Origin of the sequence: Capillimicrobium parvum, assembly GCF_021172045.1 — a bacterium.
Classification (GTDB): Bacteria; Actinomycetota; Thermoleophilia; order Solirubrobacterales; family Solirubrobacteraceae; genus Capillimicrobium; species Capillimicrobium parvum.
The window spans coordinates 1,182,688-1,196,014 of the sequence record NZ_CP087164.1; the positions used below are offsets into that span (position 1 = coordinate 1,182,688).

The following is a 13,327-nucleotide window of genomic DNA, read 5'->3' on the forward strand; positions in this document are numbered from 1 at the left end:
CCCGATGGCCAACTCGATGCGCGGCGACGGCGCGTTCGCTAGAGGCCGTCGGTCGGCTGTCCGCCGACGAGCCGGCTGTGCTCGCGCTGCGCCCGGTCGACCGCGGCGATGACGTCCTCCGGGTTGCCGACCCCGTCGAAGCGGAAGTCGGCGTCCGTCGTTCCGGCGGTGTCGAAGTCCACGGCGCCGACCTGCAGGATGCGATCGATCACGCCCTGGTCGGTGTTGACGTTCTGCACGCGCTCGATGCGCGTCTGCTGGACGTTGCGCGAGATGATCCCGCGCTGGATGCGCAGCCGCTGGTTCGTGATCGTGTAGACGGTGAACATGCGCCGGACGAACCCGACGAGGATCGTCAGCGCCATCACGACCGCGAAGACCAGGACGACGATCACCCAGTCGATGCTGTCGGCGATGAGCGTGACCACCGCGGCGACTGCCGCCGCCACCACCGCGAAGAGCGCGCCCTTGAAGTAGAAGGCGAACGTCGACCGCCACGAGGGGTGGCCCTCGTAGATGACCTCTTCGTCAGCATGCATGTCCATGGCGGGGGCGAGTCTACGTCCCGCTGCGGCGGGTCGCCAGCGTCGGTAGCGTCCTTGTCGTGAGGGGCCGGTTCGCGATGCTTGCGGGGTTGTTCGCGCTCGCGGCGACGCCTGCGCAGGCCGCCCCGCGTCTGCGCGCGTTCGATTCCTGCGCCGGGCTCGTGCGCTACGCCGCCGCGCACGCTCCCCCGGCCGGGCGCATCGGCGTCATACCCCCGCCGTCCGCGAGCGGGACGCCCGACGGCGCGCCGTCGGCCGAGACCCAGCCCTCCGCCGCCCCGGACGTCTCGCAGACCAACGTGCAGGAGGCGGGCATCGACGAGCCCGACATCGTCAAGACCGACGGCCGCACGCTGTTCGTGATCGGGCGGGGCCGCCTGCAGGCGATCGACGCCGCCGCGGCCCCGGCACGGCTGCTCGGGTCGGTCGCGCTGCCGGCCGGCGGCGACCACCAGCTGCTGCTCCACGAGGGGCGCGCGCTGGTCATCTCCCGCGCCCAGGACCAGCCGTTCCCGCTGCCGCGTCCGGTGCGGCCGGGGCCGGGCGCCCCCGTGACGGACGTCCTGCCGCCCTACCAGCCGCCGCAGACCGTCCTCACGGAGGTCGACGTCCGCGACCCCGCCGCGATGCGCGTCGTGCGCACGATGACCGTGGACGGACTCTCGGTCGGCGCCCGCCTCCACGGCGCCACGGCGCGGGTCGTCGTCTCGTCGTCGCCGCGCGGCTACGTCGACCCCGTCGCCCGCGCCAGGGCCGCCGGCTGGATGCCGCGCGCGACGCTGCGCCGCGGCACCGCCGGCGCGGCGCGCACCCGCCGGCTGCTGCCGTGCCGCGCCGTGCGCCGTCCGCGGGCGTTCGCCGGCGCCGGGATGCTCTCCGTGCTGACCATCGACCTCGAGCGCGGCCTGCCGGCGGTCGACGCGGACGCGCTCATGACCGACGGCGACACCGTCTACGCCTCGGCGGGGTCGCTGTACGTCGCGACCCGGCGCTACGCGCCGTCGCCGGCCGATGCGACCGTCGGCGCGACGACGAGCATCCACCGCTTCGACACCTCCGACCCGCGCAGCACGACCTACGCGGCGAGCGGCAGCGTGCCGGGGGCCCTGCTCGGCCAGTTCTCGCTGTCGGAGGACGGCGGCGTCCTGCGAGCCGCGAGCACCGGCGACGGCGGCGACGCGCAGCAGAGCTTCGTGACGACCCTGGCCCAGCGCGATGGCCGGCTCACGCAGCTCGGGCAGGTCGGCGGCATCGGCCGCGGCGAGCGCATCCACGCGGTGCGCTTCATCGGCCCGGTCGGCTACGTCGTGACCTTCCGCCAGACCGACCCGCTCTTCACGATCGACCTCTCCGATCCCGCCGCGCCCCGGGTCGCCGGCGAGCTCGAGCTGCTCGGCTACTCGGCCTACCTGCACCCGGTCGGCGACGGCCGCCTGCTCGGGGTCGGCCGCGACGCCACCGCGGGCGGGCGGCTGAAGGGCGCGCAGGCCTCGCTGTTCGACGTGTCGGACCCGGCGCAGCCGCGCCGCCTCGCGCAGCACGCGCTCGGCTCGGCCGACTCCGCGCAGGCCGAGTACGACCACCATGCGTTCCTCTGGTGGCCGGCGACCCGGCTCGCCGTGCTGCCGCTGACCGGCGAGGACCCCGGCGCGCTCGGGCTGCGCCTGGGGGACGGCGAGATCGCCGAGGTCGGGCGCATCGCGCACGCCGGGTCGCCGGTGGACCGCGTCACGGTTGTCGGCGACCGGCTCTTCGCGCTGTGCGGCGACGGCGTCGTGGTCGCGTCGCTCGACTCGCTCGCCGAGCGGGGCTTCGTCGCGTTCGGCGCGGCGCGCTAGCGCTCGCGCTCGGCGGCGGCGACCGCGGCGGCCTGCGCGGCCGTCGTCGCGATGCGCACCCCGGGCGGCAGTTCGGCGTGCACGTCGGAGGAGTGGTCGATCTGCAGCTCGCCCTCGAGCAGCACGCAGTCGAAGACGTGGCCGCCGCGCTCGCGCGCTGCATCGGCGGCGTGCAGGTGGTGGCCGGTGACGTTCAGCGCGTCGGCGTCGGCCGGGAAGCGGAAGCCGACGAGCGTCGCGTCGACGTCGTGCAGCTCGAAGACCTGTTGCTCGGCGATCACCTCGGCGAGCGGCCGGTACGGGGGCTGCTGGCGGGGGACCGACCGCGCGCGCATGCGCTCGAAGCGGCCGTCGACGCGCACCGCGTGGACGATCGACGGGCCGCCGGGGAGGTGCGCGTCGGCGATCTCGAGCAGCTCGGCCAGCGTCCGCGGCCCGTCGACCGCGACCCGCACGTCGGCCGCGAACGGGATGACGACCGCGAACGGCGTGCGCTCGGCCGCCGGCACGGGCCGCAGCGTGCCGTCGACGCGCGCGGCGCGGGCGACCCCGTCGACGACGATCAGCTCGCCGTCGAGCGCGTCGAGCGTGCCCAGGCCGAGGTCGCCGTGCTCGAGCACCTCGCCGACCGTCACGTCCCCGTCGTAGGCGCCGTCGAGCAGCGCGCCGATCGTCGAGGTCTGAAAGACGACGTGCGGGTCGTGCTCGGGGTGCAGGTCGGCGTGGCGCAGCGCCTGCACGTGCAGCGCGCGGACCAGGTGGCGGTGGTCGTCCATGGCCCGGCGCACGGTAGCCTCGCGGCCGTGCCCTCGATCTTCAGCCGCATCATCGCCGGGGAGATCCCGGCCCACAAGCTGCGCGAGGACGACCGCTTCCTCGCCTTCCTCGACATCCGGCCGATCCGCGCCGGCCACGCGCTCGTGATCCCCAAGCAGGAGATCGACGAGCTGTTCGACCTGCCCGACGACCTCCTCGGCGACCTGTTCGTGTTCGCCAGGCCGGTCGCCGCGGCGATCAAGGCCGAGTCGGGCGCGGCGCGGGTCGGCGTCGCCGTCGTCGGCATCGAGGTGCCGCACGCGCACGTGCACCTCGTGCCGCTCGACAACGTCCACGACATCGACTTCCGGCTCGCCAAGCCCGCCGATCAGGACGAGCTGGCCGCGCTCGCCGAGCGGCTCCGCGCGCGCATCGACGGCTGACGGCTGAAGCGGCCGTCGTCCTCGCCGGAGTCCGCGCTCGACACCCGCCGCAGCCGGCCCAGCGCCCATGCGAGCGCCGCGGCCATCGCCAGCGCGATCGCCAGCACGGCGAGGTAGGCGGACGTCTGGAGCCAGCCGGGCACGCCGCCCTTCTGCTCGCGCTGCAGCAGTTGCTTGTCGAGGACGAACGTCCGCTCGAAGCGGTCCGGCGCGGCGACCGCGGGCGCGGGGATCGCCGGGTCCGCAGGGAAGTAGACCGGCACGCCGGTGATGTCGTGGCCGGTGTGCAGGCGCAGCTCGCTCTTCCAGTCGCCGTGCACGGGCATGGGTGCGGTGGTCCGCCAGACGCCGGGGGAGACCTCGCGCAATGGCTCGATCACCGACCCGCCGCCCTGCCAGGAGGTCTGCACGAACCAGTCGGCGCCGTCGGCCGCGCCCGCGGGATCCAGGCGCGCGGTGGCCTGCACGGTGCGCTGCGGCCCGCCGGTCAGCTCGCGCAGCGTGACGACGGCGCGGGTGCCGTCGCCGGCGCCGATCGGCAGGGTCCAGGCGACCGCGGCCAGGACGACGGCGAACCCGGCGAGCGCGGCGCGGCCGGCACGGCGGGGCAGCGGAACGCTCGGCGTCACCGCCGCGCCGATCCAGCCGCCGAGGACGCCGCCGGCCGCCGCGGCGATCGTGCCGACGGCGAACGCCTCGGCCATGACATGCGGCGGCCAGGCCAGCGGCATGAACACGTGCGTCCAGCCCCACTCGGCGGCGAGCCCGACCGTGCCGATGCCCAGGCCGGACACGGCGCCGAGCACGAGCGGCCGGTCGCGTCCGATCCGCCACGCCACGAGCTCGACGACGAGCGCCTCAGCGGCGTAGAGCGGGAAGTGCGGCATCGTCTGGCCGAGCATGGGGCCGACGAGCAGCGCGATCAGCCCGCGCATCACGAGGAAGCTCGCCACCGCGGCCAGCGCTCCGCCGCGCCCGAGGCTGATGCGCGCGACGACGAGCGCGACGCTCGCCGCCAGCGCGATGAGCACCGGATGGAAGAGGAGGCGGAACTGCGGGACGCCGAAGTCGAACTCGCCCTGCAGGGTCGACAGCGCGACGAGCAGGCCGCCGGCGAGCAGGGCGGTGCGCAGGCGCTGCGTGCGGCGCTGGACCGCGGTCGGCGCGCGGCGCGGGCCGTCGCTCCCGCGGGCGGTCAGCCCCTCTGACGTCAGGACGAGCGCGCCGATCGTCGCCAGCGATGCGCCGCCGATGAGCATGAGGTGCGTCGGGCCCCAGAGCGTGACGTCCTGGCCGAACAGGCGGTGCCAGACGTCGTCGAGCGGGAAGCCGGTGAGGGCGAAGCCGGCGCACAGCAGCAGGACGATCCCGCCGGTGGGGGCGAACCAGCCGGGGGCGATGCGCACGCCGGTGCGGCCGACCGCGCCCTGCGGCAGCGCGATCGCGGCGACGGCGGCGAACAGGACGCCGAAGAGGCCGAAGAGGATGAGGTAGTGGGCCGGGTTGGCCAGGGGCCCCGCGTCGCGCCCGTTGTCGATGTGCAGGGAGATGTCCCAGTACATGCCGAACAGCGCGATGAGCAGGGACACGCCGACGATGGCGGAGGGGACGACCGCCCAGCCCGGCAGCCCGGAGACGCGCTCGCCGTACGCGGCGAGCCGGCCGATCCCGCGGATGCGCCCGCTGCGGTGGCCGATGGCCAGCCAGAGCATCGTCACGGTGACGGCGGTCGCCGCGGCCGTCGCGACCGCGACCTGGCCGAGCGCCGCCCCGCCGGCCGGCGAGGCAGCGGCGTGCATGAGGATGGACATGATTCGATGATACACGAGTTGATGTAACGTCAAACGCCGTCGCCAGGGATAAGGTCTGCCGGGTGACCGACGAGGAGCTGACGATCGACGAGCTGGCGCGCCGCACCGGCGTGACCGTCCGCAACATCCGCGCGCACCAGTCGCGCGGGCTGCTGCCGCCGCCGGTCGTCCGCGCGCGGACGGGCTACTACGGGCCGGAGCACATCGCCCGGCTCGAGCTCATCCGCGAGATGCAGGCCGAGGGCTTCAACCTCAGGGCGATCGGCCGCCTCATCGAGCACAACGCGGACGCCGGCAGCGAGATGCTCGGCTTCACGCGCTCGGTGCTGTCGCCGTTCGGCGCCGAGGAGCCTGAGTACCTCGACCGCGCCGGGCTCACGGAGCGCTTCGGCGGCCGCTGGGAGCCCAAGCTCATCGCCCGGGCGGAGAAGCTCGGCCTCATCGTCGCGCTGGGCGACGACCGCTACGAGGTCCCGAGCCCGGCGCTGATGCGCGCAGGCGAGGAGGTCGTCGCGCTCGGCGTCCCGCTCGACCACGCGCTCGCGGTGGTCGAGCAGATCAACCGCAGCTCGCAGAGCGTCGCCGATGCCTTCATCCGGCTGTTCCGCGAGGACGTGCTGCGGCGGGTCGACCAGGAGGGCGCGACGCCGGAGCGGTGGGCGGCGGCGGCCGCGGCGGTCGAGCGGCTGCGCCCGCTGGCCTCCGAGGCGCTGCTCGCGGGCTTCCAGCAGGTCATGACGCGAGCGGTCGAGAAGGCGTTCGGCGAGGAGATCGCCAAGCCCGCGGCCGGGCGCGGCTGACCCGATGACCTCGCGCCGCACCCCGCTCTGGGTCGGAGCGGCGCTGCTGCTCGTGGCGCTCAACCTGCGCCTGCCGATCGCCGGCATCGGCCCGCTCCTCGACGACATCCGCGCCACGCTCGGGCTGTCGAACACGGCGGCCGGCCTGCTGACCACCCTGCCGCTGCTGTGCTTCGGAGGCGCGGCCGCGGCGGCGCCCGCGGTCGCCCGGCGGCTGGGTCCGGAGGGCGGCCTGCTGGCCTGTCTCGGCTTCATCATCGCCGGCACGGCGGTGCGCCTCGTCGTCGAGGTGGCGCCGTTCTTCCTCGGCACGCTGCTCATCGGCGTGGGCATCGCGGTGGCGAATGTGCTCGTGCCGATCGTGATCAAGCGCGACTACCCGCGGCCCGGGACGATGATGGGCCTCTACAGCATGATGCTCATCAGCGGCGCCGCGGTGGCCGCCGGGCTCTCGGTTCCCCTCGAGCGTGCGGTCGGCTCATGGTGGGACGCGATCGCGCTCTGGGGCATCGCCGCGGTCGTCGCGTTCGTCATGTGGGTCCCGGCGGTGTGGGCGGCGCGCGGCGAGCACGACGGTCCGCGACCGCCGCGGGTCCGCCTGCTCGGCGATCCGCTCGCGTGGGCGGTCACGATCACGTTCGGCCTGCAGTCGCTGCTGTTCTACGTGACGCTCGCGTGGGTGCCCGACATCCTGCGCGCCGCGGGACTGGACGCCGGTGGCGCCGGAGCGATGCTGTCGCTGGAGGCGCTCGTCGGGATCCCGGCAGGGCTCGCCGCGCCGATGATCGCCATGCGCATGGCCGACCAGCGGCCGATGATCGTGCTGGGCGTCGCGTTCTGGCTGCTCGGCTGGGGCGGCCTTCTCGTGGCCCCGGGCTCGGCGCCGGCCGTGTGGATGGTGTTCCTGGGGGTGGCGCAGGGGTCGACGTTCGCGCTCGCCCTGACGCTGATCGTGCTGCGCACTCCCGACGCCCCGCACGCGACGGCGTTGTCCGGGATGGTCCAGGGCTTCGGCTACCTGCTGGCGGCGTCCGGACCGTTCCTGGCCGGGGCGCTGCACGACCTGACCGGCGGCTGGGACGCGCCGATCGTCGTCATGCTCATGGTGACCCTCGCGCTGCTGGCCTGCGGCCTGCCCGCGTCGCGTCGCGGCTTCGTCCGGGGCCGGCCGGAGCCCGACGAGCAGTTGGCATGCTGAGCGCGTGACCGACGCGCCCCCGATCTTCGTCAGCCGCCGCGCGCTCGGCTGACCGCGGGCGGGTACGGTCGGCGGGATGGGTCGAGTCCCGCGCACGGTCCTGCTGCTCCTGGTCACGGGGATCTCGCTCTACCTGGTCTTCCCGAGCCTGCTCCAGGTGCTGTCGGCCTGGCCGCAGCTGAAGACTCTCGAGCCGCTGTGGTTCATCGCGATGGTGGTCGCCGAGGCGCTGAGCTTCGTGGCGCTGTGGGTCCTCCAGCGCCTCGCGCTGCGCACGGACGACACGTACGCGGTCGCGACCTCGCAGCTGGCCGGCAACGCGTTCGGCCGCATCGTGCCCGGCGGGGGCGCGGCGGCGGGGGCGCTGCAGTACAAGATGCTCGTGCAGTCGGGCACGCCGGGGGGCACGGCGGCGTCCGGGCTGACGGCGTCGTCGCTGCTCGTGTTCGCCGTCTTGCTCGCCCTGCCCGTGTTCGCGCTGCCCGCGGTCATCCGCGGCGTGGTCTCGACGAGCAACCACCTCGTGATCGCGGCGCTCGCCGGCATGGTCCTGTTCGCCGCGATGTTCGCCGTGGGCGCCGTGCTGCTGTCGGTGGACGGCACGCTGGCGTGGGTGGGACGGGTCGTGCAGCGCATCCGCAACCGGGTGTGGCACCGGCGCGAGCCGATGACCAACCTGCCCGGGCGGCTGCTGGCCGAGCGCGACCTGATCCTCGGGGTGCTCGGTGCGCGCTGGTGGGAGGCGCTGCTGGCCACGATGGGGCGGTGGTTCTTCGACTACCTCGCGCTGGTGGCGGCGCTCGCCGCGGTCGGCACGACCATCCCGCGGCCGTCGCTCGTGCTACTGGCGTTCGTCGCCGCGCAGCTCCTCAGCCAGATCCCGCTGACGCCGGGCGGGCTCGGGTTCGTCGAGGCGGGGCTGACCGGCACGCTCGCGCTCGCGGGCGTGCCGGGCGGCGCGGCCGTCGTCGTCTCGCTCGCCTACCGGCTCGCGAGCTACTGGCTGCCGCTGCCCGCCGGGCTGGCGGCGTGGATCATGCATCGCCGCCGGTATGGCGGCGATACCGAACCCGGGGACGCCGATCCGCAGCCGGATCTCGCGTAGGCCAGTCGATCGAGCCATCCCGCGGCGACCGGCCCGACCGCCGCCTGCGCGGGATCAGCCGGCCGCGGCTTCGCGGCCCGACAGGAGCACCCGGCGGACGCTGAGCGCATCGTCGAGCACCACGACGTCGGCGGGCGCGCCGACCGCCAGGAGCCCGAGCTCGGGGCGCCCCGCGAGCAGCGCGGGGGCGCGGGCGGCGGCGTGGACGGCCTCCGGCAGCGTGGCGCCGAGCGCGCAGAGACCGCGCACGGCCGCGTCCATCGTGAGGGTGGATCCGGCGAGGCGCCCGTCGGGCAGCCGCGCGTCGCCGGCCGGGCCGACGGCGACCATGCGGCCGGCGATCGCGCTGGCCCGGGGCCCCGTGCGGACGGAGGTGCCGCCGCCGGTGGCGGGGCGGGCGGCGGCGATCGCGTCGGTGACGAGGGCGAAGCGGCGGCCCGCAGCCCGCCAGGCGATCGCAGCGGTCTCCGGCGCGAGGTGGTGGCCGTCGACGATCGCCGTGACGGTGACGGCCGGATGCGCGAGCGCCGCGCCGGCCGGCCCGGGATCGCGCGCGGCGAAGCGGCGGTGGGCGTTGTGGACATGCGTCAGGGCGCGGGCGCCGCGGTCGAAGGCGGCGCGGCACGTGGCGGCGCCGGCGTCGGTGTGGCCGATGGCGACGGTGACGCCGCGTGCGGCCAGTGCCGCGATCAGCTCCAGGGCGCCGGGCAGCTCGGGTGCGAGCGTGACGTGGGAGACCGGACCGGCGGCGCGCAGCTCCTCGACGAGGGCGAGGTCCGGCGGGCGCAGGTGCTGCGGCGGATGGGCGCCGGGCCACCGGGGCGAGAGGAACGGCCCTTCGAGGTGGACGCCGAGCAGGCGGGGCAGCGCCTCGGGCGGGTCCGTGACCGCCGCGGCGACCTCCAGCGCCCGGCGCAGGTCCTCGGGCGGGGCCGTGACGAACGTCGGCTGGTAGGCGGTGACGCCGGTCGCGGCGATGGCGCGGGCGGCCCGCCGCCAGCCGGCCGGATCGCTCGTGAGGAAGTCGACGCCGCCGAATCCGTTGACCTGCAGGTCGACGAACCCGGGCGCGGCCGTCCCGCTCGCTCCGGCCGGCGTCGCACCGAGCGCGGCGATGCGCCCGCCGGCCACGACGACGTCGCCCGGGATGATCGCCGGGCCCACCACCGCCTGCGCCACGCCGAGCCGCATGGACGGGGTTCTACCGCCTGCGACGTGCCGCCGACCCCGCCCATATGCTTGCCGTCTTTCCCCGCCTCGAGCTCCAGGAGAGCCCTGCGTGACGCGCAACATCGACATCGGCGATGTCATCTCGAAGGTCTTCAAGACGTATCAGCAGTACGCGGGCGTCCTGCTCCCCGTCGCGGCGGTGCTGTTCCTGATCGAGGCGCTGTTCCGGATCCTCGCGCTCCAGGGGTGGGGGCTCGGCCTGCTCGCCAGCCTGGTCACGCTGGTCCTGTCGACGCTCTACACCGGCATGGTCGTCGAGCTCGTCAGCGACGTGCGCGACGGTCGGCTCGATCAATCCGTCGGCGGGCTGATCAACTCCGTCGGGCCGGTCCTCCTGCCGCTGATCGGGGTGTCGATCCTCGCCGGCATCGGCATCGCGATCGGGTTCGTCCTCATCATCATCCCGGGCCTGTTCCTGCTGACGATCTGGGCGGTCGTCGCGCCGGTCGTGGTGCTGGAGCGCCCGGGCGTGTTCCCGGCCTTCGGCCGCAGCCGCCAGCTCGTCAAGGGCAACGGCTGGCAGGTCTTCGGCGTCATCGTGCTGTTCTTCATCATCTCCTTCGTCATCGCGCTGATCCTCGGCGCGATCGGCGCGGGGCTCGGCGACGTCGGGCAGGTCATCCTCGGCTACGTCGGGGCGGTCATCACCGTGCCGCTGACGGCGCTTGCCGCGGCGACCCTGTACTTCGAGCTGCGCGGCGCGCACGGCGAGGCCGACGCGGGCACCGGGGCGGTCCGCCCGGAGGCCGGGATCGCCGGCCTGCCGGGCGACGGTCCGTCGAGCTCGTCCGGGTTCGCCCCGCCCGCGCCGCCGCCGCCGCCCCCGCCGCCGCCGCCCGCGCAGTAGATGGAGCACCCGCTGACCCGTCGCGAGTTCGCCGCGCGGCTGGCAGCGGGGGGAGCCGCGCTCGCCCTGCCGAGCTGGGTCGCCGTCGGCGATGCGGGCGCGGCCCGCAGCAGGGCGCTCAAGCGGCTGGCGGCGAGCGTGAAGGGGCCCGTGCTCACGCCGAGCAGCTCCGCGGGCCTCGTGTTCAACTCGCGCTACGCCGGCATCCGGCCGATGGCGGTCGTGCGCGCCGCGGGGCCCGCCGACGTGCAGGCCTGCGTGCGCTGGGCGCGGCGCAACTCCGTGCGCATCACCGCGCGCTCGGGCGGGCACTCGTACGCGGGCTACAGCACCGCGCAGGGCGGCCTGGTGGTCGACCTGCGGCGCCTGGACTCGGTCTCGCTCAGCGGCCGCACGGTCACCGCTGGGGCGGGCACCCAGCTCATCGAGCTGTACGCCGCGCTGGCCCGGCGCGGCGCCACGGTCCCGGGCGGCTCGTGCCCGACCGTGGGCCTCGGCGGCCTGGCGCTCGGCGGCGGCATGGGCCTCGCCGGCCGCCGGTTCGGGCTGACGTGCGACAACGTCACGGCGGTCCAGATCGTGACCGCCGACGGGCGCCTGCACCACGCCGACGCCGACACGAACCCGGAGCTGTACTGGGCGTGCCGCGGCGGGGGCGGCGGCAACTTCGGCATCGTCACGTCGCTGCAGCTGCGCGCGCACCGGGTCTCGAGCGCGGCGTGGTTCCAGGTGGTGTGGCCGTGGAGCCAGGCGAACGAGGCGCTCGCGGCCTGGCAGCAGCTCGCCCCTCACGCACCGCGCGCGCTGACCGCGCTGTTCACCCTCGCCGGCAACCGCCGGGTCTCGTCGATCGGCCAGTTCTTCGGCTCCGAGAGCGCGCTGCGCCGGCTGCTGGCCCCCTTGACCCGCGTCAGCGGCGCGCAGCTGTCGACCGGCACGTCGGGCTACCTCGCGCTGATGCAGCGCTGGGCCGGATGCGCCGGGGAGTCGATCGGCCAGTGCGACCACTTCTCGCCCGCCCCGTTCGATGCCGGATCGGACTACGTCGCCAAGCCGCTGACCTCGCGCGGTCGCGCCGCCGCCATCGCCGCCGCCGAGCGCGGCGGCACGCTGCTCTTCGACCCGTACGGCGGCGCGATCAACCGCGTCGCCCCCGGTGCGACCGCCTTCGTGCACCGCCACCAGCTCTTCTGCATCCAGTACTACTCGCCGACGGCCAGTCAGTCGTGGGTGGGCTCGTCGCGCGCGGCGATGGCGCCCTTCGTGTCGGGCCAGTGCTACCAGAACTACATCGACCCCCAGCTCGCGCACTGGCAGCGGGCGTACTACGGCAGCAACCTCGACCGCCTGAAGGCGATCAAGCAGGCCGTCGACCCCGACCACGTCTTCCGGTTCAAGCAGGCGATCTGAGCACGGCGGGCGCGGTCCGCCCAAGCGCTCACGCCGTCAGGATCGCCGCCTCGATCTCGACGCCGCGCGCCATCTCCTCGAGGTCCTCCACGATCGACGGGTCCGCGCAGAACCCGAACCCGAGCCGGCCGCACGCCGACACGACCGCCACCCGCAGCGCGTGGCGCTCGCCGATCTCCGCGATCGAGTGCAGCGTGTCGAGCGGGGAGCCGAGGACCGTCACCGGCGTCCTCGGGCCCGGCACGTTGGACACGTTGACGGCAAAGCGCCGGGGGCTCTGCTCGACGCGGGCGGCGAAGCGCTCCAGCCGCGGCGAGATCTTCGCCAGGTCGCGCATCAGCTCGTCCATCGTCTCGGCGTCGTGGTCGATCTTGCGCTCGAGCGTCGCCGTGTGGACCGCCTTGAGGCGCGCGATCGGGTCGGCCTCGTTGAGCGGCAGCGCCACCGAGAAGAACGAGTCGCGGTTGCCCGCGTCGTCGCCCTCGTGGTGCAGGCTGACCGGCACCCGCACCCGGACGGTCCCGAGGGCGCCGTGGTGGTGCTCGATCCACCGGCGCAGGGCACCCGCGACGATGCTCAGCACCGCGTCGTTGAGGGTCGCGTCCGCCAGCGCGCGCGCCGCATCGTGCAGCTCGCGCAGCGGCACGCTCGCGAACGCCACGACCCGTCGCGTCCCGACCTCGCCGTCGAACGGCGAGCGGGTGCGCGAGCGGGCGAACTCGCGGCGCATGAAGCCGGCGAGGTGCCCGCGCCGGCGCTCCTCGTCCGCCGCGTGCTGGGCGGTGACCTTCGCCGCGGCCGCGGACGCCGCCTCGCCCTCCGCGGGGTCCCACAGCAGCGCCTGCGCGTAGCGCATCGCCGCCGTGCCGTCGGCCAGCGCGTGGTGGATGCGCCAGATGATCGCCATGCCGCCGCCGTCCGTCGGCGCGACGTCCATCCGCCACAGCGGCCGCGAGCGGTCCAGGCGCTGCTCGAACAGGCGCGCGACCTCGAGCCGAAGCTCGGCCTCGTCGAGCGGCGCGTCGACCGGCACGGGCACCACGTGGGCGGAGAGGTCGAAGCTCGTGTCCGGCACCCACGCCGGCGCCTCGCCGGACCCGCCGAGGCGGCGCGTCAGCAGCGGCGCCGCGTGGATGCGCTGGGCGATGGAGGCCCGCAGCGCCTCGAGGTCCGGCTCGCCCGCGACCCGCACGACCTTGCAGGTGTGACCCGCGATCGTCTGGCACTCGAGCGCGAGGATCGCGACGTCCTCGGGCGTCAGCGGGATGGCGTCCGCGTCCATGACGCCATTGTCACCTGCCTGCGCGAGAAGTTCCAACCGGCACGGCCGTGTCCGGTTAGGGT

12 protein-coding genes are annotated in these 13,327 nt (G+C 75.0%); 7 read left to right on the top strand and 5 right to left on the bottom strand.

Features of this window, described 5'->3' with window-relative positions; genetic code table 11:
* Positions 1 to 38: 38 nt before the first annotated feature.
* On the bottom strand, positions 39 to 545 hold the full coding sequence (locus DSM104329_RS05785; protein WP_259314446.1) for a PH domain-containing protein: 507 nt from the start codon (positions 543 to 545) through the stop codon (positions 39 to 41).
* Between the two features lie 59 nt (positions 546 to 604).
* Between DSM104329_RS05785 and DSM104329_RS05790 the strand changes: the two genes are divergently transcribed.
* The gene (locus tag DSM104329_RS05790) at positions 605 to 2,383 is read left to right on the top strand and encodes a beta-propeller domain-containing protein (RefSeq protein ID WP_259314447.1); all 1,779 of its coding nucleotides are present in this window, start codon (positions 605 to 607) and stop codon (positions 2,381 to 2,383) included.
* Here the strand turns inward: DSM104329_RS05790 and budA are convergent.
* Positions 2,380 to 3,159: an acetolactate decarboxylase gene (gene budA / locus DSM104329_RS05795; protein WP_259314448.1), complete on the bottom strand. Its 780-nt coding sequence runs from the start codon at positions 3,157 to 3,159 to the stop codon at positions 2,380 to 2,382. The two genes, DSM104329_RS05790 and budA, sit on opposite strands and share 4 nt — an antisense overlap.
* A gap of 27 nt (positions 3,160 to 3,186) precedes the next feature.
* Here budA and DSM104329_RS05800 point away from each other — a divergent pair, with 27 nt between their 5' ends.
* Positions 3,187 to 3,582, top strand: a complete 396-nt coding sequence (locus DSM104329_RS05800) for an HIT family protein (protein WP_259314449.1) — start codon at positions 3,187 to 3,189, stop codon at positions 3,580 to 3,582.
* Here DSM104329_RS05800 and DSM104329_RS05805 read toward each other — a convergent pair.
* On the bottom strand, positions 3,528 to 5,393 hold the full coding sequence (locus DSM104329_RS05805; protein WP_259314450.1) for a hypothetical protein: 1,866 nt from the start codon (positions 5,391 to 5,393) through the stop codon (positions 3,528 to 3,530). The genes DSM104329_RS05800 and DSM104329_RS05805 overlap by 55 nt on opposite strands.
* Positions 5,394 to 5,455: 62 nt before the next feature.
* Here DSM104329_RS05805 and DSM104329_RS05810 point away from each other — a divergent pair, with 62 nt between their 5' ends.
* From DSM104329_RS05810 to DSM104329_RS05820, 3 genes are all read left to right on the top strand, one after another.
* Complete coding sequence (locus DSM104329_RS05810) at positions 5,456 to 6,193, top strand: MerR family transcriptional regulator (RefSeq protein WP_259314451.1); 738 nt, start codon at positions 5,456 to 5,458, stop codon at positions 6,191 to 6,193.
* A gap of 4 nt (positions 6,194 to 6,197) precedes the next feature.
* Positions 6,198 to 7,391, top strand: a complete 1,194-nt coding sequence (locus DSM104329_RS05815; protein WP_259314452.1) for a CynX/NimT family MFS transporter — start codon at positions 6,198 to 6,200, stop codon at positions 7,389 to 7,391.
* Positions 7,392 to 7,467: 76 nt separating this feature from the next.
* Positions 7,468 to 8,496 (top strand): lysylphosphatidylglycerol synthase transmembrane domain-containing protein, encoded by a 1,029-nt coding sequence (locus DSM104329_RS05820; RefSeq protein ID WP_259314453.1) that lies wholly within the window; start codon positions 7,468 to 7,470, stop codon positions 8,494 to 8,496.
* A gap of 54 nt (positions 8,497 to 8,550) precedes the next feature.
* On the opposite strand, the gene DSM104329_RS05825 is transcribed toward DSM104329_RS05820, so the two are convergent.
* A complete protein-coding gene (locus DSM104329_RS05825) occupies positions 8,551 to 9,687 on the bottom strand; it encodes an N-acetylglucosamine-6-phosphate deacetylase (RefSeq protein ID WP_259314454.1) in 1,137 nt (378 codons plus the stop codon).
* Between the two features lie 88 nt (positions 9,688 to 9,775).
* Between DSM104329_RS05825 and DSM104329_RS05830 the strand changes: the two genes are divergently transcribed.
* Positions 9,776 to 10,573: a hypothetical protein gene (locus tag DSM104329_RS05830; protein WP_259314455.1), complete on the top strand. Its 798-nt coding sequence runs from the start codon at positions 9,776 to 9,778 to the stop codon at positions 10,571 to 10,573.
* Positions 10,574 to 11,983 (top strand): FAD-binding oxidoreductase, encoded by a 1,410-nt coding sequence (locus DSM104329_RS05835; RefSeq protein WP_259314456.1) that lies wholly within the window; start codon positions 10,574 to 10,576, stop codon positions 11,981 to 11,983.
* A gap of 28 nt (positions 11,984 to 12,011) precedes the next feature.
* Here the strand turns inward: DSM104329_RS05835 and DSM104329_RS05840 are convergent, their stop codons facing one another.
* The gene (locus tag DSM104329_RS05840; protein ID WP_259314457.1) at positions 12,012 to 13,265 is read right to left on the bottom strand and encodes a wax ester/triacylglycerol synthase domain-containing protein; all 1,254 of its coding nucleotides are present in this window, start codon (positions 13,263 to 13,265) and stop codon (positions 12,012 to 12,014) included.
* Between the last annotated feature and the right edge of the window lie 62 nt (positions 13,266 to 13,327).